The organism is Shewanella sp. 10N.286.51.B7, assembly GCF_002873615.1.
Taxonomy (GTDB): domain Bacteria; phylum Pseudomonadota; class Gammaproteobacteria; order Enterobacterales; family Shewanellaceae; genus Shewanella; species Shewanella electrodiphila.
Genome location: NZ_MCUF01000013.1, coordinates 70,108 through 93,219, shown reverse-complemented (window position 1 = coordinate 93,219; position 23,112 = coordinate 70,108). Strand labels below are relative to the sequence as shown.

At 40.6% G+C, this 23,112-nt stretch carries 16 protein-coding genes and 1 pseudogene; 4 read left to right on the top strand and 13 right to left on the bottom strand.

Going from position 1 to position 23,112, the window contains the following annotated elements; genetic code table 11:
* Nucleotides 1-20: 20 nt before the first annotated feature.
* From BCU84_RS01530 to smc, 10 genes and pseudogenes are all read right to left on the bottom strand, one after another.
* Nucleotides 21-485, bottom strand: a complete 465-nt coding sequence (locus BCU84_RS01530; protein WP_102526335.1) for a GNAT family N-acetyltransferase — start codon at nucleotides 483-485, stop codon at nucleotides 21-23.
* A gap of 123 nt (nucleotides 486-608) precedes the next feature.
* Complete coding sequence (locus tag BCU84_RS01525) at nucleotides 609-2,594, bottom strand: NERD domain-containing protein kinase family protein (RefSeq protein WP_102526334.1); 1,986 nt, start codon at nucleotides 2,592-2,594, stop codon at nucleotides 609-611.
* A 226-nt stretch (nucleotides 2,595-2,820) separates the two neighbouring features.
* Nucleotides 2,821-3,210: a ribonuclease E inhibitor RraB gene (locus tag BCU84_RS01520; RefSeq protein WP_102526333.1), complete on the bottom strand. Its 390-nt coding sequence runs from the start codon at nucleotides 3,208-3,210 to the stop codon at nucleotides 2,821-2,823.
* Nucleotides 3,211-3,220: 10 nt separating this feature from the next.
* Complete coding sequence (locus BCU84_RS01515; protein WP_102526378.1) at nucleotides 3,221-3,454, bottom strand: RNA-binding S4 domain-containing protein; 234 nt, start codon at nucleotides 3,452-3,454, stop codon at nucleotides 3,221-3,223.
* Between the two features lie 105 nt (nucleotides 3,455-3,559).
* Nucleotides 3,560-4,396: an SDR family oxidoreductase gene (locus BCU84_RS01510; protein ID WP_102526332.1), complete on the bottom strand. Its 837-nt coding sequence runs from the start codon at nucleotides 4,394-4,396 to the stop codon at nucleotides 3,560-3,562.
* A gap of 87 nt (nucleotides 4,397-4,483) precedes the next feature.
* Nucleotides 4,484-5,677 (bottom strand): HD domain-containing phosphohydrolase, encoded by a 1,194-nt coding sequence (locus BCU84_RS01505; RefSeq protein ID WP_102526331.1) that lies wholly within the window; start codon nucleotides 5,675-5,677, stop codon nucleotides 4,484-4,486.
* Nucleotides 5,678-6,003: 326 nt separating this feature from the next.
* Nucleotides 6,004-6,465 (bottom strand): annotated as a pseudogene (locus BCU84_RS20915) (DUF2919 domain-containing protein); the annotation flags it as partial.
* Between the two features lie 221 nt (nucleotides 6,466-6,686).
* Complete coding sequence (gene ligA / locus BCU84_RS01495; RefSeq protein WP_102526377.1) at nucleotides 6,687-8,693, bottom strand: NAD-dependent DNA ligase LigA; 2,007 nt, start codon at nucleotides 8,691-8,693, stop codon at nucleotides 6,687-6,689.
* 72 nt (nucleotides 8,694-8,765) lie between these two features.
* Nucleotides 8,766-9,938, bottom strand: a complete 1,173-nt coding sequence (gene zipA / locus BCU84_RS01490) for a cell division protein ZipA (RefSeq protein ID WP_102526329.1) — start codon at nucleotides 9,936-9,938, stop codon at nucleotides 8,766-8,768.
* Between the two features lie 20 nt (nucleotides 9,939-9,958).
* Nucleotides 9,959-13,402: a chromosome segregation protein SMC gene (smc, locus tag BCU84_RS01485; RefSeq protein ID WP_102526328.1), complete on the bottom strand. Its 3,444-nt coding sequence runs from the start codon at nucleotides 13,400-13,402 to the stop codon at nucleotides 9,959-9,961.
* A gap of 185 nt (nucleotides 13,403-13,587) precedes the next feature.
* Here smc and cysZ point away from each other — a divergent pair, with 185 nt between their 5' ends.
* Together cysZ and BCU84_RS01475 are read left to right on the top strand one after the other, a co-directional pair.
* Nucleotides 13,588-14,352, top strand: a complete 765-nt coding sequence (gene cysZ / locus BCU84_RS01480) for a sulfate transporter CysZ (protein WP_102526327.1) — start codon at nucleotides 13,588-13,590, stop codon at nucleotides 14,350-14,352.
* Between the two features lie 256 nt (nucleotides 14,353-14,608).
* On the top strand, nucleotides 14,609-16,963 hold the full coding sequence (locus BCU84_RS01475; RefSeq protein ID WP_241906330.1) for a carbohydrate binding family 9 domain-containing protein: 2,355 nt from the start codon (nucleotides 14,609-14,611) through the stop codon (nucleotides 16,961-16,963).
* A 114-nt stretch (nucleotides 16,964-17,077) separates the two neighbouring features.
* Here the strand turns inward: BCU84_RS01475 and BCU84_RS01470 are convergent, their stop codons facing one another.
* Nucleotides 17,078-18,310, bottom strand: coding sequence for a response regulator (locus tag BCU84_RS01470; protein WP_102526326.1), 1,233 nt, complete (start codon nucleotides 18,308-18,310; stop codon nucleotides 17,078-17,080).
* A 19-nt stretch (nucleotides 18,311-18,329) separates the two neighbouring features.
* Nucleotides 18,330-19,451, bottom strand: a complete 1,122-nt coding sequence (locus BCU84_RS01465; protein ID WP_102526325.1) for a beta-ketoacyl-ACP synthase III — start codon at nucleotides 19,449-19,451, stop codon at nucleotides 18,330-18,332.
* A 377-nt stretch (nucleotides 19,452-19,828) separates the two neighbouring features.
* Between BCU84_RS01465 and cysK the strand changes: the two genes are divergently transcribed.
* On the top strand, nucleotides 19,829-20,794 hold the full coding sequence (gene cysK / locus BCU84_RS01460) for a cysteine synthase A (protein ID WP_102526324.1): 966 nt from the start codon (nucleotides 19,829-19,831) through the stop codon (nucleotides 20,792-20,794).
* A gap of 171 nt (nucleotides 20,795-20,965) precedes the next feature.
* Here the strand turns inward: cysK and BCU84_RS01455 are convergent, their stop codons facing one another.
* Entirely contained in the window at nucleotides 20,966-21,496 is a 531-nt protein-coding gene (locus BCU84_RS01455; RefSeq protein ID WP_102526323.1) for a GNAT family N-acetyltransferase, read from the bottom strand.
* Nucleotides 21,497-21,677: 181 nt separating this feature from the next.
* Here BCU84_RS01455 and BCU84_RS01450 point away from each other — a divergent pair, with 181 nt between their 5' ends.
* Entirely contained in the window at nucleotides 21,678-22,754 is a 1,077-nt protein-coding gene (locus tag BCU84_RS01450; RefSeq protein WP_102526322.1) for a methyltransferase, read from the top strand.
* Nucleotides 22,755-23,112 lie beyond the last annotated feature (358 nt).

Here is a 23,112-nt window from a genome sequence, read left to right as displayed (position 1 = left end):
CAAGCCCCAGTTACAAGAACTTAGGCAACGGGAGAATGATCCTTGACTGATAAGCTGTAAGAAAAAAAGCGCGTGTCTTTAACAAATCCTATTTTTTCATACACTGACTGAGCAGGAAAGTTAACTTTAGCAGTCCCTAAGTCCACCCGCACAGCACCTATACCTCTGGCAAGTTCAATTGAACATTCAATCAGTTTGTTCGCAACGCCTTGATTTCTTGAATCAACATCAACAAACAAATCATTTAGCACTAATACCTTTCCTAACTCTACTGAAGAAAACGTCTGATAATTAAGTACAAAGCCAACGACTTGGTTTTTATCGTTATAAGCTGCAAAGATGAATGCATCCTGATTTTTTAAACGATCTGATAAATAACCTACATACTCACTTTCTGGCGAATTAACACTGTAAAACGCCATATATTGGCTAAATAAAGGCAAAATATCATTAAAGTCGGTCAAAGTTATACGGTTAATAATCATCGTTTCCCTCGTTGATTGTTTTACGTTATTGCCTTTTGATTGTGGTTAGTATTTATCCTTAAGACTCTAACCACATCATTGTTTATCAGCCGCACTGAATAAGGCATGTTATAAATTTAAGTGTTATAAACCTGAGTTCTCTAGTTCTAATTCATCTAACCCTAACTGCTTGGCATAACTCATGTTAGGCACAATTCTGAGCTCAAATCTCAAAATCTTATGGCAAGCCTCATAAAACGCTTCACCAAGCCATTGCTTATCATATTGTTCCAGCGCCCTTAATATCGCATCAGCCCCAGAGCCTTGCTTAATCGAGTCTGGCGCCATTGCATCAATAAAACTTGCCACTAAACCATACAAATCTTTTTCTGCATCACCTTCCACCGACCATAAGTTAGGATCCGCGTATTGAGCAGCATAATGGCTTGCAGCAATATCAGAACCAATACCAAAATTCACCAAAGTGGCTTTTTCATCACGGCAGATTATATTTTTAGGACAAATTGCTCCGTGGTGGATATCAAGACTGTGAAGGTACTGTAATGCCGTAAGTAGTTGCACGAACCACAAACGTGGTTGGCCAACTTCAATCGATGGTACTTCATCAAGACCGACACCTTGTACCCAATCCCTTGCAATAAATAAATCATCTGATTGCGGTAACTGTCCGAAAGCTAAAACACGCTCAACATGCGGGTGATAGATTTTAGCTAAACTGCGGTACATATTACTTAAAGTGTGCCATTGATTATCAACATCTTGGTAAACGCTCACACAACATGGATAATTACCTTGAAGGTGCATAGCACGCCAGAGTTGGCTTCGTGATGTTGCTGAAATGAATTTGTCTAAGCGGTAATGATGGTCAACCACTGCGCCTTGTTCAACGTCGATTTTTTGCGGCAAAGTATCACACACACCTAAATCAATTAGGGCAGATAAATCGCAACGAATTGCATCTAAATCGATTGTGCTGCCTTTGGCAGCTGCGCGATACCATTGATAAATACGTGGTTGGAGCGTTTTCTCGGCCAGTTCCAGAAATGCTTTGGCATAAGCTTTAATATCTTCGCTGGTATTAAGAGAGTCTTTAATATCAATAAATTCTACATCTGCATCTTCTGAGATAAAAATACAGTTTTCAGCCCAACCACCAATGGTGTATCCACGGCGATGGATTTGCTGAAGTCCCGTGACACTGCGTCGTAAGATTTCTAATAATTGATAAGTGGTTTGTTGCTCAATATCGAAAATATTAAGTGGTACGCCTCGCGGCATTCTAATCGGTAGCACCACTTGCTCACCGTCTTGAATTAATGGCGCACAAAATGGCACACAGCTACAGCCTGACAACGACTGAATGCGCTTAAATTCATCACGCAATTTCTGCTCATGGGAGTTCGCTTCAATAGCATCTTCAAACTGGCTTGTTACTAATATCTTCAATAACCAGGGTGCAGTCCAACCACCTGGATTATATTCTGACTGCCAGACCTCTAAGCCTTGCTGTAAGAATAAACATTTGAGTTTAATAAAGTCCTGAATTTTATTATTTCGCTGCTCAACTAATGCCACCTGGCCTATGGTATCTAACACCATTTCTTTTTGGGTTTCGGTAACAGGATGAATATGAGGCGCTGTTAAGCCCCATTCTTTGGTTAGCGCAGCGATAATTTTTGCAGGGGTGTAAATACTCAGTTTACCAGTGTCTTTCTCAACAAGGATTTCTTCGCCTTTTCGGCCAGTGACAAATACCATGCCCTGACACCAAGGCGCATATACACCAACAGGAATTTTGTTCTTTAATTTTCCGGCTAAAACCCGTGCAACATAATTGGCTTTCGACAAGCTATTGTCCACATGGCGACCATCTAAAGACCACGCGTGAAGTCCGGCATTTAAGCGGCCAATATAGCCTTTCACATCGACAACATACACGCCAAATTCACCGACAACGAGCGCATCGACTTCCATCGCTTGACCGGTATGAGTAGGGATCTCTACATTGGTTAGGAGTAAATAATCTTCTGGGAGTTCGTCGGATAAAAGAGAAAATGCCCAACGTTCGGCGTCGTTGACTGGGGTACCAAAACTAATATGTCTTGCCATTGAGAATGCGACTCCATTAATAATTATTGTTATCTATCTTCTGCATATGGCTACATCCTATAATAGAAAGACACAAAAAAACCACCTAAAAGGTGGTTTTTGTTTTCATTAACTTAACAGTCATTAATTGGTTAAATGATGAATCAATTATCTAACTGAATAATCTTCATATTTCTTGCAGTATTTTCTGCAGAAAATGATATTACCATCTGTTAGTTTGACGATATTAATGAGTGTGTGAACAATGACCACTTTCATGATCATCGTCAGCAAACTCATCATCACCTTCTTGATGTTGCATTACGCCCCACCCGTCAGTCATGCCATCGAACTCTTGTGCAAACGTGTTTAGCTCTATTTCTTTTGCGACTAAATCATCATAAGTAGGCACCATGTTTAAACAAACAATCAGCTCCCACTTTTCGATTTCTTCACTGAAGTTAAGCTCAAGCTCACCGTTAACATCTTTTTGAGCTAACGCTTCAAGTGCAGACTCTGCATCGCGTTGGTCATCAAAAATAAGAAAGAAGTCAACATCCAAGGCTACCGATAAATCGATGCCAGATTCAGCCATTGCGGCTAACATTTTACCATTATCATCATCAGGGAATTGCATTATTCTGTCCTTATGCACTAGCAACAATTTTAATGAACTCGCCATTGAATTCAATGACATCGCCCACAACACATTTCTTACGCTTGCGAGTATCAACTTCGTTATTTACTTTAACGAAACCTTCAGAGATAACGTGCTTAGCTGCGCCGCCGCCATCTACTAAACCTTGTACTTTTAATACTTTATATAACTCTACAAACTCATCACCACTTAATAGTGGGAATTCTGCAACTTCGCTGCTCATTGGATATTGGCCTTTGCTCATAAATATGTCGGCTATTATACCTGAACATGAATTAATACCAATCTTAAAACCCACCGACTCATGTAAAGGCTAACTCAATTCCTATTAGCAGGCGTCGAGCATACTGACAGGATCCGGATGAATATAGTTGAAACCAAGCTGCTTGCAAATTAAATCGCCGATTATTGTTTTACTCGGTAATGTTTGTTGATTGAATTCAGGAGCGCTCAAACCTAAATGAATCGCTGCAGCCCGATAAAACTCCGCTCTTGTTGGGTGATGAGGTGCTGCTAAATTATATATGCTCGCAACTGGTTTACCTTGCTCAGTTGCAGATAGAATGGCTTTAATAGCCTGAATACAATCATCAAGATGAACAAGGTTCACCGCTACATTCCCACCTGCAATATCTTGCCTTCCAGCAAAAAACTTACCAGGGTGCCTTTTAGGGCCTATTAAACCTGAAAAGCGAATAATGCAGCTATTATTCATCGCAGTAAAATAAGACTCAGCCTTGAGCAAAACTGCACTTTTATCGTCATAAGCTTGAGCATCATTTTCATGCATATGTTGATCGCTAGAAGGGTACACCCCCGTCGTACTGATAAATATTACCCGCTTATAATTTCGGCCATCAATGAGTTGATGTAGGCGCTCAATATGATTTAGATATTGGTTCTCACCCCGCCTAAGGCCTGGTGGAATATTCACAATCAGCACTTCTGCGTCCAATAAAGGGGTTAAGCGAATACAATTTTGAGCAAGAGTTTGTTGGTTAATCAGGCTCAAATCCAGTTCAAAAGGCGTAATGCCATTCAGGGAAAGTTCATCGCAACCCTCTGGGCTTCTTTTAGTACCTGCAACTTGTATTCCAGCACTCACTAACGCTTTAGCTAAAGGCAGGCCAAACCAACCACAACCGACAATTGCAACTTTATTCATGATTTTTCCGTGTTTAAAATGGTGAGAAGAGCGAGGCGATGAATTTAAAGTAAATATATGTAGCGATTCAATAAACCATTAAATCGCTCACTCAATGATATGACTTGGATAAAAACACACAGGGCTTTGCACTTGCAAGGTGCTAACAATTTTCTCTGACAAAGAGTCGGCTTTAACGGTTTCTACAACACTGACATCTTCATCAGTTAAACAACGAAACACGGCTTGGCCGCCGCGATCATTACAGCTATAAACATGAGGTTGTTTTGAATCTCTTGACGTCATCATGACTTTAGCGATAGAACCGTCTGATAATTTCACTATCGAACCCGGAGGGTAAATGCCCAACACTTTTACCAACACTTGAATAAGGTCTTTTCCATGTTTACCCACACGGGTTTTAAAGAGAGTACCAAGGGCAACTTGCGGCGAGCCTGTTTTAAGCAACAAGCCTGCATAGTCATTTGCCAGTGCCGCTATTTGAGTCAGTTTAGGAATCTTGACTTCATTCAGCTTATTCGGATAACCGCTGCCATCAAGACACTCGTGGTGATGCAATACAATGTCTAACATTGGCGCTGGAAATAGCCCACTTCTGTCTAGCATTTCATAACCAAGATTAGGGTGGGTTTTCATATAGTTTATTTCGACAGTGGTTAAATCCTTGCGTTTACGTCTAATTGCCTCTGGGATTTTGAGTTTGCCAATATCGTGGAACACGCAACCCAAGGCTAAATCACGAAGTTCACTGTGACTAAGACCAAGACTATTGGCCATCATCATAGATAGCACTGCCACTGACACACTGTGTTGAGTTAGGCTGGGCTCTTTATCCACACTGGTGACAAAAACAAGTTCAGGTTGCTTGCTTTCCAATAGATGGGTCATCAATTGCTCAACAACACTCGCCGATTCACGATAAGATAATTGCGGTTCGCTGACGACCTTACTGAAAGCTGGCCTGAGATCACTTGCTGCTTGGTTAAACCTTTTCTGACCTGAATGAACGGATTTCTTTATTGCACCTTGGATATCAAATTCTGGAACAGCATCTTCTACAACAACGTCTTCTATTTCTTCATCATTAGCCAGTAAATGCATGCCATCAATCACGGTGACATATGTGATATCTAAACTGTTTATCAATTCTATTTCGGCTTGAGAGGTCACTGGGACTTTGTTTCTAAAGAAGGGGTTATTGAACCACGACAGTGGAAGTTTGACTGTTAAGCCAACCACTAGTTGTGACAAAGGTATGTTGATTGATTCCGTTTTTGACACTATTGCTTACCTTCGAAATATCCATTTAATCCATTGGGCAATTGCACTGAGTAGGGTTAGCGCCCTACTCTTTAAGCTTATTTACTATCAATCTTCTCATCAGTACTTTCAATATTTGCTGTTAATGGCTGTGACGATTGCTGTGACGATGATTGTGCTAATGGTTGCGTTAACGCACTGCTGTTTCTTGGTCGATTATAATGTTTAATATGATGATCATCGACCGCTTGTTCTAACAGCTGTTTATCATTATCCGTATCAAGCGCAGAAGTTGGCTCTTGTGTTTGCTCTTGCTCTTTTAAGCTTTCTGCTTGCTGATAGTTTGTCTCTTGTTGCCAATCATTAAAATAATAGTTCAATCGTTTTGATTTAAGTAAATAAATACAAGACCAAAAGATAAATAACGCATCTAATGCAAAGCTCACTCGAAACAAAAAGTCATCATGCATAAGCCGTTGATTTAATATTATGGCATCGACGGCTAATAATAGCCAAAGTCCATATTTAATCTTATTAAATAATGGCCTAGCAAACTGAGGTGCTCGTTTTCTTTCTGCGATAACCAATGCATATATAATAACGGCACCGACACCTGCCCCTAACGCCATTAAGAAATCGATTTTGTCAGGGTAAAATAATCTGACTAATCCTGTTCGGTCGTTGAACTGCGTTAACGACGCCGCAAAGACACACCAACCACGAGCAAGAAATATCAGTATCAAATACAAAAAAATGGGCGGTTTAATGTGGCCTTTGTCATCTAGCCAAGTGATATTACTGAAATTCACTGAATACCTATTGTTAGCTTATTAACGATTAAGATTTTTAAATCTTTTACTTATCTAGTAAACATGAGGGCAAACCCTCATAAAACAAGCAATGGGTTAAATCTACACCGCAAAACCAGTGTAAACCAAAAGTATAAGCTTACTGAATTTAATTTAATGACATTTGAGACTTTTGCAGAGCACAACCCACCATCGCGAGTTGAGCTCACATCAATAATTAGTTAGCCGTTTAGTAATGCCAGTAGTTGATCTTCATCCATGACTTTAATGCCTAAATCCTGTGCTTTAGCAAGTTTAGAACCTGCCGCTTCACCAGCAACTAAACAATCAGTATTTTTTGAGACACTCCCAGCCACTTTGGCGCCCATTGCCTGTAATTGCGCTTTAGCATCATTTCGGTTTAACTGAGTTAACGTACCCGTTAATACCCATGTTTGACCTTTAAGGCTTAACTCTGCTTCATCGACAGCTTCTATTGCAGGCCAATTGACCCCTGCTTCAATGAGCTTATCTATTACTTCAAGGTTATGTGGCTGAGCAAAAAAGTGACTAATATGTTTTGCCACGATAGCACCTACATCGTCCACTTCCATCAACTCATCTACATTCGCAGCTTTTACTGCATCTAAGGTTTTATAATGACTTGCAAGATTAGCCGCTGTTGCTTCACCTACTTCACGAATACCTAATGCATAAATAAAGCGCGACAAGGTCGTTGTTTTAGCATCATCTATTGCGGCAATTAATTTAGTGGCTGATTTCATTGCCATTCGCTCAAGCATAGTGACCATTGATGCGGTAATGGTGAACAGCTCTGCTGGGCTTTGCACCAGTTCTTTATCAATCAGCTGCTCAACCACTTTATCACCCATACCATCGATATTAAGCGCTTTACGTGAGGCAAAATGTTTGATGGCTTCTTTTCGTTGCGCTTCACAAAAAAGCCCGCCACTACAACGGGCAACAGCCTCGCCTTCAAGACGTTCAACTAAACTCTGACACACTGGGCACTGGCTTGGAAATGTAATATCTTTAGCATCTTCTGGACGCTTTTCAGGCACAATAGCAACGATTTGCGGAATTACATCTCCCGCGCGGCGAATAATCACAGTATCACCCACTTTTACGCCTAAACGAGCGATCTCATCGGCATTATGTAATGTGGCATTCGATACAGTGACACCGCCAACGAATACAGGCTTAAGGCGAGCTACAGGTGTGACCGCACCAGTACGGCCCACCTGAAAATCGACCTCTTCAAGTAAGGTCATTTCTTCTTGCGCGGGGAATTTATAAGCAATTGCCCAGCGCGGAGCTCGCGCAACAAAGCCCAAAGTCGTTTGCTTGGCAATGTCATTGACCTTAATCACCACACCATCAATTTCATAAGACAGTGCGCTTCTTCTGGCCATAATATCAGCGTAGTAGGCAAAAACTTCAGGCAGTGTGCTGCACACTTTAACTTCTTGGCTTAAAGGTAACCCCCAGTCTTTTAACTGGTTCAATTGGCCAAAATGGCTATCAGCTAAAGGGGAAACTTCACCTTCAACGACACCCAGTGCGTATGCATAAAAGCCTAATGCTCGGGTCGCGGTGATTTTGCTGTCTAATTGACGCAAGCTACCTGCAGCAGCATTACGCGGATTAACAAATGCCTTATCCCCTTTACTTAATTGACGCTCGTTTAATGCATCAAATGCCGCTTTGGGCATAATCACTTCACCGCGCACTTCTAGTAATTCAGGAAAGTTATCACCACGGAGCTTAAGTGGCACAGAATTAATCGTACGGACATTGTCAGTAATATCTTCACCAACTGCACCATCGCCACGGGTCGCTGCACGCTCTAATATGCCATTACGGTATAAAATACTGACGGCTAAGCCATCAAGCTTTGGCTCACAGCAATAACTTACCGTATCCACTTTATCGGTAATACGCTTATTAAATGCTTCAAAATCTGCCTCTTCAAAGGCGTTATCTAAACTCAGCATCGGTTTTAAATGAGTGATTTGATCAAACTTAGCCAGTGGTGCACCGCCAACGCGTTGTGTCGGAGAATCACTACTGATTAATTCAGGGTGAGCGGTTTCAATGGCGATTAAGCGCTGCATTAACCTATCGTATTCTGCATCTGGAATGCTTGGCGCATCATCAACATAATAACGAATGTTATGACCATGAAGTTCACTGCTGATTTGCTGTAGTTCGTTTTTAATGTCTTGCATAAAATCACTCATCTAAAGACAAATGAGGCCGCAAGTGCGGCCTCATTTAAAAAGGTTAAATCTAATTAGGGGTTAAGATACAGCCCTAATTCTAGCTAAATATTGTTGTTTGTTGGTTTCAGTCCAGGCTAAACGTTTATCGTCCATCACTTCTGCGCCTAAATCATCAGCCAGTTGCTGTGCTGAATTAAGCATAATGGAGAAGTTCATTAATGGATCACCATGACAAGGAAGCGTCATAAATAACACCACACCTTGAGTAACAAACTGCTCCATATTATCAGGATCAAATACGCCCGGCTTTAGCATGTTCGCCATAGAAAATAGTACTTTACCATTGCCAGCGTTATCTAGATGACGATGGAATATGTCCATATCGCCGAACTTAAAGTTCAATGATAATAAGCAAGGTAATAGCTCTGCGCCATGGAGTTGCTCGCCATCACGTGCGATAACGTGTAGCACTAATACATCTTGTGGATCGCCTAATGGCTCTTCTGTTTCGGCCACAGGTTGCGAAATAGCAGGCTCTACTGGGGCTGGCTGTGCAATAACTTGTTCTGTGTGAGCTTCGGCGCCAAAATCAACCGAAGTTTCATCTACATAGGTATCTTCAACATAGGCGTTATCATGTGTTTGGTAATTTTCAGCGGTGAGATCAAGTTTAACGGTATTCTCTGTTGTCGTCGCTTTTGTACTGGTTGAGGCACCAACAACTTGCTGGGCAGGTTCAAAACTGTCTTCAGCAAATAACGCCTGTTGAGTTGGAACATGCGTTTCAACCTCTTGGGCTGCAGTTTCATTGACTGTTTCAGCAGAAATTTGTGGCTCTACAGCGGCGGTTTTTAATACCGGTTCTTTGCGGCCAGGATTATAACTTGGTGCTTGAGCATTTACAGCCGATTGATTTTGTAACCCAATGCCCTTTTTAGAGCCCGCTTCATTGACTTCAACATCGTTATGCGAAGTCCCTGTTTGCATTAGTGGCGGAGTGATATTTGCAGTGTCGTTTGCAGTGAAAGTATCATCGTCATCGTCACTTTTAACACGTCTTACTTCACCAATACCATCGGCATCAAAACCTTGTGAGTCACGTTGCTGTGATTGATCTTTATAAAACCCAGTCATTGGGTTGTCTTTTAGTGTTTTAGGTTGTTGTTTACGAATTGACCAAAAACCATGAACTAGTACTGCGATAATTGCTATTGCACCTAGTACAAACAAAACCAGTTGAAAATCTTCCATTGGTGACCCTGTAATCCTGTTTATTCCGCGTCGGCTAGTGCCACCGCTTCATCGATATCTACTGCGACTATACGTGAAACGCCCGGTTCATGCATAGTGACACCTATTAATTGATCAGCCATTTCCATCGTTATTTTATTGTGGCTGATATAAATAAATTGCACACTTTGTGACATCTCTTTTAGTAAGCGACAAAAACGCTCAACATTGGCATCATCTAAAGGTGCATCAACTTCATCCAACATGCAAAAAGGTGCTGGATTGAGCCTAAATATGGCGAATACTAATGATAAAGCGGTTAGCGCTTTTTCTCCACCACTAAGAAGGTGAATTGTACTATTCTTCTTACCTGGTGGTTGCGCCATAATGGTCACACCCGTTTCAAGTAAGTCATCATCAGTTAATGCAAGGTAAGCTTTACCGCCTCCAAACACTTTCGGGAACAATTTTGATAAGTCAGCATTAACCGCATCATAAGTCGTTTTAAATCGACTGCGGGTTTCCTTGTCTATTTTTCGAATAGCTTCTTCAAGACTCGATAAGCCTTTATTTAAATCATCATCCTGATTATCTAAATAGGCTTTACGCTCACTTTGCTGCTCAAATTCTTCAATAGCGGCAAGGTTAATTGCCCCTAAATGGCTAATTCTAGATCGAACTTTATCTAGATCTTTCTGCCAAGCACTGACTTTAGCTGCTTCAGGGATCTGTTTTAGCACCGCCTGAATATTTATTTGTTGCTCTTCCAGCAATTGGTATTGGCCATTAGCCTGACCTTTTAAACCTTCACGACGTAACTTTAACCCGCTGAGAGTTTGAGTCAAGTTTTGAAGTCCACCAAGCTGTTGTTTTTGAATCAATACCGCACTATCTAGCCGAGATTGTAGCTCAGCCTGTTGAGTACGGTTTGAATTTAACAATTGTTGCTTTGATTGCTGAATATCAAGCTGCTGAGCAAGCTGTTGCTGAAGTTGTTCCAGCTGTTTATCACCTAAACTTTCACTGCTTTGCTGTTGAGTCAAGCTCAACTGGCTAGCTTGTTCTACCAATACATCACATTGCTGCTGTTGTTTAGTCAGCTGTGCTTGCGTCACCGCAGCTTGAGTTTGCAATTTTTGCAATTGCTGTCGCAAAAGCGAGACCTCTCGATCATGCTGGCTTCGTTTGGTTTTGTACTCACGTAATTGATGACTTGTGGTTTGCCAGTCTTCATTGGCTTTTTGCTGTTCAGTCACCTGCTGTTGATGTAACTGGCTAAGTCGCTCAGTTTCTGCGGTTAACTGTTCTACATTGCGTTTACCAAGAGCAATTTGTTTGATGCAGTTTGCTACCTGTTCATCCAGGTTTGCTCGCCTACGTTGATTATCATTTTGCTGCTTAAGCAGGCTTTGACGTTGAGCATCAAACTTACTGCACTCAAGCTGCAACTGATGACATTTTGCTTGCGCCGCACTCATTTGAGCATGAACATCGGCAACTTGCTGTGTTAACTCACTCACAGACACTTGCTCATTGAATAATTGATCTTGTAATTGTTCAATTTGAGTCAACAGTTGCTGACGTTCATTTTTCAGTGCAAGCTCTGACTGTTTACCTTCAGACTTTGTGATAACAAAGCCATGACCAATTAGATAGCCATCTTTACTAGCGATTAATGCGTGTTCATTGGTTACTTCACTCGTCGTCAATAATTGTTTCGCATGACCGATACTGTCAGCCCAAATCACTTGTTCTAACCATGGGCTTAAATTAACTGGTGCGCTTAATTGCTCAGTTATATAGGCAGATTCACGTAGGTTAAAACCTAAATCATCTTTCACACATACATCAGTATTTAATGACTCTTTTTGCACTGAAACCGCAAGTACACCTTGAAGAACTAAGTCAACCGCTTGCTCCCAACCTTGGGTCACCTCAACAACTTGCCATAGTGCTTGACGATCTTCGGGTTCATTATTGCTAAGCCATTGATCAATTAACTCATGACGGGCAACCACTGAGGTTAAATGTTGTTTGTTTTGCTGATACTGCTCACTGATCTGCTGTAAACTTGCTTGCTTAATCGCCAGCTCTTCAGAGAGCTGATGTTTTACTTCATCTTCTATTTCAAGCTGCTGGGTAAATGCTTTTATTTGCCTATCGAGTTCAGTTAACTCAGCTTGATTATTCTCATCATTATTGTGTTGCAGCTCTGTATTGAGCTCAATCAATTGCTGCTGTTGCTGAGATAAACTCAATTGCTGATGCTGTAATTTGTTTTGAGTCAGTGCAGCTTCCATTTTTGCATTAGATACCGTATCCGATAACACGCTTAAATGTTGTTGAAGATCAGAAGCTTTGTCATCAACATCTTGTAACTGCTCGTCAATGGTTTGCAATTCATTTTCGCCAAGCTCTAAAGCAGGCATCAGCTCTGCAACATGATGAGTAAGCTGCTTTTCTTGTACAGTCAGAGCCTGCAGCTCTTCTGCTGCAACCCCTTGCTGATTGATTATGTCTTGTAATTGTTTTTCAAGCTGAGAGTCTTGTTGCTGTTGATGCTTTAATTGCTGCTCAAGCTTAGCAAGCTCGGTTCCAGCTTGATAAAACTGCGCAACAAGGTTTTGCTCCGAATCTGATAAGTCAGCTAACTGAGATGTTAATTGTGTAACGGTGAGTTCAGTGCTTTTGCCATCAGCATTGGCGGCTGCAATGCTAACATCAAGCTGCTGCATTTCTTTGGCTAAGCCATCGGTTTGATTTTGCAGTTCTTGATAACGCATGACTAACAGCTGAGCATGTAAGTCACGCTCTTGTTGTTTGAGCTCTCGATATTGTTTTGCAGCTTGTGCTTGCTGATCTAATTTTTCTAACTGGCTGCCAAGTTCTAGTCGTATATCGTTTAAACGCTCAAGGTTTTCACGGGTATGTCGAATGCGGTTTTCTGTTTCACGACGACGTTCTTTGTAACGAGATATTCCTGCCGCTTCTTCTATGAAGACTCTTAATTCTTGAGGTTTAGACTCAATCAGTCTTGAAATGGTCCCTTGCTCAATAATGGCATAGCTGCGCGGTCCAAGACCTGTTCCCATAAATAGATCTGTAATATCTTTGCGACGACATTTTTGACCATTGAGAAAATAATTCGAATCGCCTTCACGACTCACTTGGCGCTTAACAGAGATTTCTTGATAACTGGCATATTGGCCCGACAATCTGCCATCTAGGTTTTCAAAACTGAGCTCGATACTGGCGACAGATACGGGTTTACGGGCACTGGAACCGTTAAAAATAACGTCCATCATTGAGTCGCCACGTAAATGTTTGGCACTGCTTTCCCCAAGTACCCAACGCACAGCATCAATCACATTGGACTTGCCGCAGCCGTTCGGGCCAATAATCGCCGTGAGGGGTTGGTTAAAGGGAATTTTTGTTGGGTCAACAAACGACTTAAAGCCAGCAAGTTTTATTTGTTTTAATCGCATTGTGCTTGTTTGGTCGTCCGTAAGGATGAAAAGTATTATTTTATAAGAAAGACTTATATAACTAACTTTACCAATCGCGCTGCATTTTGTAACGATTTTTATGACTTAAACACACTTTAAGGCTTGTTTTCCGACCAATGCGTCACCACAATCAGTAATAAGCAGTTTTTTCAAGGACGTATTAGATGGCAATCCAACCCGTAAAAAGTGGCGTTAACTATTTTCTAGATGGCTTTAAGCTGATTAAACAGCCAGGTCTTCGTACATTTGTATTCATTCCATTAATGGTTAACTTAATCTTGTTTTCAACCGCGATCTATTTTGCCGTAGGTAAACTAGACGATCTTTTTGGCTGGATGAATAGCCAAATTCCTGAGTATCTTACTTGGCTCAACTTTTTCTTGTGGCCTCTAGCGATTATTAGTTTACTGGTGGTGATGTCATTTGTATTTAGCTCAGTGATGAACTGGATTGCTGCGCCATTTAATGGGTTGTTAGCTGAGAAAGTGGAAATGCACTTGACTGGTAAGTCATTAAACTCGGGTACTACAATTGATTTAATTAAAGATTTACCGCGTATTCTCGGACGCGAATGGATAAAACTTAAATACTATTTGCCACGAGCATTAATCTTTTTAGTTTTATTTATCGTTCCAGTGGTTGGCCAAACCGCTGCGCCAATTTTATGGTTTTTGTTTAGTGCTTGGATGATGGCCATTCAATATTGTGATTTTCCATTTGATAACCACAAAGTGCCATTTAACGATATGAAGTTCGCCCTCAGCCAAACCAAAGGAACCAGTTATACCTTTGGCGCTACAGTAACGTTATTCTCAATGATCCCTATTGTGAACTTTATCGTGATGCCTGTGGCAATATGCGGTGCAACCGCTATGTGGGTCGACAAATATCGAGAAGCATATAAGCACCCAGAAATAGCACCAGAATAAAGCTGAACTAATAAGGCTAAGTAACAAATACCTCAGTTTTAGAAGCCTTGTTTATCAAAAAAATAAATGAAAGCCTCAGCGCAATGTTGGGGCTTTTTAGTGTTTTTACTTCGAGTGATTTAAGCTTTTGATACGCCAACTCTCTTTTTCTGCAAAGCGCTGTAACAATCTGAAACCATTAAGCTACAAATAATTAGCGATATTTAACGGCGTTTTTGCGACAATTGCGCAAACTAATTTTAAATCAGCGTGACTTGTGAATAAAACCTTTACGATTCAGACTCTTTGTTATGCAATTTTATTGGCGAGTAGCGCCATATCAACACCTGTTTCGGCCGGTGATCCCAGCCAATTTACAGTTAACATTCCCACTTTATCTCAAGGTGTTGAGATTGATGGCGACTTATCAGAGCCTCAATGGCAACAAGCGGCAACAGTCCAGCTCAATTACGAAACCTCACCAGGTGAAAACATCCCTGCGCCAGTGAGCACTGATGCGAAAATTTTCGCCACTGAAACCAGCTTATTTGTTGCCTTTATAGCCCATGATGTTGACCCATCAAAAATAAGAGCCAATTTACGCGACCGAGATAACTCTTGGGGTGATGACCAAGTCGGGATCAAACTGGATACGTTTAATAACGCCCGCCTTGCCTATCAGTTTTTTATTAACCCTTATGGCGTACAAAATGACTCAATAGAAAATGAATTAACGGGTGAAGAAAGCGATGCATGGGATGGTATTTGGTACAGCAGCGGCAAGCTGACTGACCAAGGCTATCAAGTCGAAGTAGAATTGCCACTGCGACTGTTCAATTTTGATGACAATAAAGATATTCAAACTTGGGGAATAGAACTAGTACGTTTTTACCCTCGTAACGAAACCCATAGAATTTCAAGCCACAAGATTGACCGTAATGTATCTTGTCAGTTATGTCAGCTAGGTACCGCTACTGGTCTTGCTGGGGCCCAGCAAGGGCAAGATATTCAAATTACTCCTTCTGTTGTGGGCTCTCGTAATAGTCAGCGAGAGCTTAACCCTAATCAACCTTGGGAAGATGAAGATAACGTTGAAGTCGGCCTCGACTTACGTTGGGGAATTACGCCAACAACCTTATTAAATGCCACCATTAATCCAGACTTTTCACAGGTTGAAGCCGATTCGGGTCAGTTAGATGTAAATAATAATTTCGCTCTTTTTTACCCAGAAAAACGTGCTTTCTTCTTAGATAATAAAGACTATTTCGATACTCAGTTAAGTTTACTACACACCCGTAATATCAGCTCTCCTGATTACGGAGTAAAACTCACCAGCAAAACCGATGATCACACCCTTGCTGTGCTGGCTGCTAACGATGAGAAAACGCAGTTTTTAGTGCCTGGCAACTTAAGTTCTGATGTGGCCACCATTGATGAAGAAAGCTATAACCTTGCTGCTCGTTATCGTTTCGACCCCAGTAAAGAACTCTCATTTGGCGGCTTAGTCACGGCAAAGCAATCTGAGAATTATCATAACTATGTGGCCAGTCTTGATACTAAGTGGCAGCCAACCGACCAAGACACCTTTACCGCACAGTATGTGTTTTCAGATACTGAGTATCCTGATGATTTCTTTCAACAGTTTTGTAACGGTGATGATTGCTCAACTCCGCCACAGGACTGTGAGCTTGGTAATTGTGATTACAATGAGCGAGTACTGCGTACCAAAAAACAAGATAACTTTTCTGACAATATGTACCGTGTTAGCTATGAGCATGAAAAACGCAATTGGCGCGCTTTCTCTCGTTATGAATCAATTGGAGAGGACTTTAGAGCGGATTTAGGTTTTATTGAACGTATTGATGCAAGCAAGTTTGTCGCTGGCGGTAATTATTATTGGTACCCAACTGACAGTTTCTTTAACAAAATTGAATTTGGTGGTGATTGGGATATTACCCATAACCAAAACAATGAAAAAATTGAACAAGAAGCAGAAGCGGCCATCAGACTGAATGGCGGCTGGCAAAGTTATATCGCCAGTGGCTTTGTCCATAAAGACCGTGTTGGTCGTCGTCAAGACAGCTCATCATTGGCCATTGACGATAACACCACAATGTATACGTTAGATTTAATGTGGTTTTATACCAACTTTGTGCCAATTGAATCACTTAAGCTCGAGTTTGATATGAACTACGGTGATGACATTGATTATGCCAACGATCGCCCTGCGACTCTAACCATGTTCAACCCAGGTGTTGAGTGGAAAATCACTGAATCAATCATCTTAGACGTTAATCACAAATACCAAGCATTGGATGTAGATGAAGGCCGTTTATTTACCGCAAATTTAACTGACCTTCGCCTTAACTGGCAAATTACACTAAATAGTTTTTTACGTTTAACCAGTGTCTATACCGACATTGAACGTGATACTGATTTATATTTACATCAGTCGCCTAATGAACAATACCAAAATCTAGGTAATGAAATTTTATACGGTTATAAACTTAATCCACAAAGTGTGTTTTATTTGGGATACTCAGACGGTTTAATTGCCAATGATGATATCGACTCTTTAACCCAAAAAGACAAAACCTACTTTATGAAAGTCAGCTACGCGTGGCTGCTTTAATCGATAAAATAATTAAATTGTAAGTAGTAGACTGGAATGAAAAAACAAAAAGGACTGCCATGGCAGTCCTTTTTATCTGTGTCTAATTCATGAATTAAACATCATTAATTCACACTAAAAAATCACTCTATTACGGCCCGCTTCTTTCGCTTCATATAAGCCTAAATCCGCACGATGAAGTAAAGTATCTAAGTTACTATCAGTGCTTTCAGCACTGGCAATACCGCAACTAAAATTAATCTTTAGCTCACCCGCATCAGTAATAAAAAGCTGCTCGTCAATTTGTTGTCTGAACTTATCCATGACAGTGAATGCGCGATCGCCATCTAAGCCCTTAAATGCAACAACAAACTCTTCACCACCAAATCGTGCTACGGTAAAATGTTGGCCAAAGGCATTTTTTAATCGCTTAGCGAACTCAAATAACACTTGATCGCCGACATCATGGCCATAGGTGTCATTCACATTTTTAAAGAAATCAATATCGATTAAACCTAAAGCAAACTGCCCTGCTTCATTGACATCTTTTTCATGTTGCTTGAAAAAATAACGACGCGTATACGCCTTAGTCAGATAATCTCGGTTGGCTTGCTCCCATAAACTGCGCAGCATATCGAGCGAGTCTAAGGTATTTAATACACGGCAATGAAACTCCTCATGTACAAATGGTTTTTGCAAAAAGTCATTGGCGCCATTTTTAATAAAACGTGCAGATAAGCTTTCATCAGTATCATTCGACAAACCAATAATCGCCAAATCTTCACGGCTGAATTTTTCACGCACTTTAAGGATTAATTCAAAGCCATCAACATTCGGCATATTGTAGTCAGTAATAAGTAACTGAATATCTGGCGTGTCGTTCAGCACTTGAATCGCTTCTGCGCCATCGCAGGCCTCTAATACAGTAAATAATTGCTGTTCTAAAAGGACTTTAACGAATTTACGGCTCACGACTGAATCATCTGCTACCAGTACTTTTACATGCTGATTTTGATCTAATCTGGCCACCAGCTTCACCACATACTCATAGCTAAAGCGGTTTTCTTTTAATACATAATCCGCAATACCGAGCTTCAGTAATTTCTTACGCTGACGAGAATCAAGGTTAGATGACAAGACAATACAAGGGGTTTGATAAGACATCAGCACCAGTTGAGCAATTTCGCCATCTGGTGCATCTGGTAAGTTTAACTCTGCTACAACGACAAAGTATTTGTGCTGTTCTAATAAGGCATTCGCTGAAGCGACATCAGCGGCAACATCTACCTCACAATGCAGGTCTTGCATTAATAGATGCCGAAGTACCTTCGATACCGCTTCATTATCTTCAACAATCAGAATTCGCAATTAATTCACCCATTTACTATTAGGTCTTTTCTAAAATGATGCTCCCAATAGAGTAGCCAGCACCAAATGAACACAATAGCCCTAAGTCACCAGTTTTAAAGTCTTGATTATACTTATGAAAAGCAATAATAGACCCGGCAGAAGCAGTGTTAGCATATTCATCTAGCACCACAGGAGCTTTACTTTTTGTAACATTATCACCGAGAAGTTTACGAACTACAAACATATTCATATTTATATTCGCTTGATGCAACCATAATCGTTTAAATTCATTAGCTTGGATCTGCTCTTCCGACAACTGTTTATCTAAATGTTGATAAATCATTGGCAGTAATTCTTTAAACACTTTACGGCCTTGTTGATGAAACAACTTGTCACTATCGTTACTTGCTACTGGGTCACAGCGATTAAGGTGACCAAAGTTACTGCGAATATTATTTGAGTAGTCGGTAAAACACTGACTCGATAGCACATTAAAAGCATGTTCTGATTGTGCAATGGATGCTTTCTCTACAACCACTGCCGTTGCCACATCACCAAAAATGAAGTGACTATCACGATCTCGGTAATTAACTTGTGGGGAACAAATCTCAGGATTAATCACCAATACCCGTGATGCTGTACCAGATTGAACCGCATTAACCGCATTAACAATGGCAAAAGTTGCCGATGAACAAGCCACTAGCATGTCATACGCAAAACCTTTTGTGCCCATGGCTTGCTGAATTTCTATCGCAATAGCCGGATAAGAACGTTGAGTATATGCACAGGCAACAATCACTAAATCAATGTCTTCAGCATTCACTTTTGCTTGCGCTAATGCTTGCTTTGCTGCAGCAATGCCGATTTCAGCTTGCATTGATAACGCATCTGATGGCCTATCTTTAATTAATGGCATCATCACTTTAGGGTCTAAAATGCCCTCTTTGACCATCACGTAACGGCTTTTGATGCCAGATGCCTTTTCAATGAACTCTGCTGACGAGTGAGCTAATGCATCCACGTCACCAGCAGCAATCGCTGTTTCATGTAACTGATTATGTTCATTAACGTAAGTATTATAACTTTCAACCAACTCTTCATTACTGACACTGTGCGGCGGTGTATATAAACCACTTCCTGAAATAACCACTTTATTCATATTATGTCTGCCGTATCTATATGATGGAAAACAACAACTTATCTAAAAACACTCAAAAAAATGAAGCTGATAACTCAATGATCAATAGGTACCTATAATCAATATAAGCCAGCAGGAATGAGGATAAATTGCGCTTTTGTAACCTCAGTCTATTACCTTCTAAACCAATCACTAAGCATTAATTACTGCTTTAACCGATGGTCAGACCATCAATGTTCATTAAGGGTGTATAACTAAGACACTGTTATATAAGAAAATGCTTTATTAATATATTTGGCTATAACCTAATAACTAAAAGGCATAACGAATAACAAACTATCACTGTTAAAGCACCTTAAACCGATTATCATTAGACAATGCAAACATAGGAGCAAACCATGAGCAACATCTACGAAGACAATTCATATACGCTAGGTAATACCCCACTAGTGCGCCTTAATCGAGTAAGCAATGGTAAAGTGTTAGCCAAAGTTGAAGCTCGCAACCCAAGTTTCAGTGTTAAGTGTCGTATCGGCGCAAATATGATTTGGGATGCTGAAAAGAAAGGCACCCTAACTAAAGAAGTAGAGCTAGTCGAGCCAACTTCAGGCAATACAGGTATTGCACTTGCGTATGTAGCAGCTGCTCGTGGTTATAAGCTAACCCTAACCATGCCTAATACTATGAGCCTTGAGCGTCGTAAACTGTTAAAAGCGTTAGGTGCAAACCTCGTGTTAACTGAAGGCGCTAAAGGAATGAAAGGCGCGATTGATAAAGCTGAAGAGATCCGTCAATCAGATCCTGCTAAGTACCTTATCTTAGGTCAATTTAGCAACCCTGCTAATCCTGAAATCCACGAAAAAACTACCGGCCCAGAAATCTGGAATGATACTGATGGTGAAGTCGCTGCATTTGTTGCAGGTGTCGGTACGGGTGGGACGATTACTGGTGTTAGTCGTTATTTAAAAAGTAAAAACAAAGATCTTGTGTCTGTTGCAGTAGAGCCAGTTGACTCACCTGTTATTGCACAAGCTAAAGCAGGTCAGGAATTAACTCCTGGACCTCATAAAATTCAAGGTATTGGCGCAGGTTTCATCCCAGGTAACTTAGATTTAGATTTAGTTGACCTTGTTGAAGCGGTCAGCAATGACGATGCTATTGCAATGGCACGTCGTTTAATGGAAGAAGAAGGTATCTTAGTGGGTATTTCTTCTGGTGCTGCTGTCGTCGCTGCAAACCGTATTGCTGAGAAGCCAGAATTTGCGGGTAAAAACATCGTTGTCATTCTGCCATCTGCAGCAGAGCGTTACTTATCATCTGCGTTATTTGCGGGTGAGTTCGGTGATAGCGAAAACGTTCAATAACGATTAATCATAACTCACCTTTTATGATTATTGTTTGTAATAAAGCCCAGCAATTGCTGGGCTTTATCGTGAGTGATAGTGCTTAATAGTACTTGGCATTAATCACTGATTGATTAAGCTAAATATCTCCCACTCATCTATGCTGAAAAATGAAGCTGTATATCCATCTCGTTAATCACTACTTATTTCACCTGAACTGACTTCATGCGTACTCAATAGTAATATCGGTTCTTGCTCATCACCCCATAAGATTTGTTGCTGATACAGCAAACCAAGCTTTGTTAATAAGTTAATCGATGCGGTGTTTTGTAGGTTGGTTATAGCCCATATAGGCGAAAGAGATAAGGTTTCATTGGCATAATTCATGACAGCCCTCGCCGACTCATATCCGTAGCCCATCCCCATATATTGGGGTAAAAAGCCAAAACCGATATCAGTGTGCTCAAGCCCATCTCGATTCACTAAGCCACACATACCGACCAACGCCTTATCTTCATTGCGAATAACTGCGTATAAACCGTAACCGTGAAGCTGATAACTTGGAATGAGCTTAGTCGATAAAAAAGTCTTAGCATCATCTCGATTTTTGATATTTCTATCACCAATGAACTTGATATACAGTGGTGAATTCATTAGCTGATAAATGAATTCAGCATCTTCTAGCGTAAACTCTCTGAGTGTCAGTCTCTGCGTGGTAATCATTAACAATCCCTATTGCATTCCCTTTGAAAGAATAATCCTATTTACATGATTAAATCATGACAGAATGACAGAATGACAGAATGAGGTCTTATTTCAACACATGAGCTGGATCAATTTCTTATTTCATCGCGTTTGTTAACATCGCCACACTTAATTACAATGCAAGAAATTGACTCACTTTATGTCTTTTTACCAATCCCCTAAAAAAATCTCCGCTTTTGAGGCAAAATTTGAAGCACAAAAAATTGCTTTTGCCCCTGTCAGCTTTCAAGTTGCTCGTTGTCTTAGCCAGTTTGGCATTCTAAAACAAGTTGATGATGCGGGTGAAAATGGCATTTCGTTACCACAACTTATAGATTGTAATGAATTGTCAGAATATGCCATCCACGTATTACTGGATATGGGACTCAGCATGGGACTATTTTGGTGTAAAGATGACCATTATCACCTAGATAAAACGGGCCATTTTCTACTGCATGATGACATGGCATCTAAAAATTTAAATTTCATTCATGATGTCTGTTATCAAGGTTTGTTTGAGCTTGAAGCGTCCTTGAAACAAGGTAAAGCAGCCGGTTTGAAACACTTGGGTGATTGGGAAACCATTTACCCTGGATTAAGCCAATTGCCAGAGCAAATCAAGCGGAGTTGGTTTGAGTTTGATCATTATTATTCTGATCACGCTTTTGACAGTTTACTGCCAATGATTTTTAAATCTAAGCCTGAGCATATCGTTGATGTTGGCGGTAATACCGGCAAATGGGCATTTGCTTGTACCAGTTTTGACAGCAAAGTTAATGTCACCATTATGGACTTACCAGGGCAACTCGCCGTCGCAATGGAAAACGCGCGTAATAATAACGTTGCGGATCGTGTGTTGCCATTTGAAACTGACTTGTTAGATGAAACTAAACCTTTTTGTCAGCATGCAGACTTGTACTGGATGAGCCAATTTCTAGACTGTTTTTCTAAACCGCAAATCATCACAATATTAAAACGCACAGTGGCTGCAATGAAGCCCAATAGTGAACTGTGTATTTTAGAAACCTATTGGGATAGACAGCCTTATGAAGCTGGTGCTTATTGCGTTAATGCAACCTCGCTATACTTTACTGCTATTGCTAATGGCTACAGTCGAATGTATCACAGCAAAGATATGCTCAAAATGATCAATGAAGCTGGGCTTTACGTCGATGAGGATATCGACAATATTGGTTTAGGCCATACATTACTGCGATGCAAAATAAAGCCCATCTAAACTTTCTTTAACATGTTAACTTATCCAAAAGCCCTTCAAGGGCTTTTTTTAACATTTAATACCCTCCATTTTTAAACAAGACTCCAGCTAACAGCCGTTTCAACGGCGATGACAGCACATGTTAAATAGTGATTAACTTCACAAATCCAATTGCGCAACATTAAATTTCCAATGTAAAAATGATGCATATTGTAACAATTGATAGTTCGGTTAAATTAAACCGGCCTCAGTCACATCATAAACAAATCAACAAACAGATAACCAATTAAACACATATTTATTAAGTTTGTTTACACAAATCTCTTAACTTATTCAGCAAAGTCCCCCGTCAAGCCCAAAATCAATATCAACACTCAAA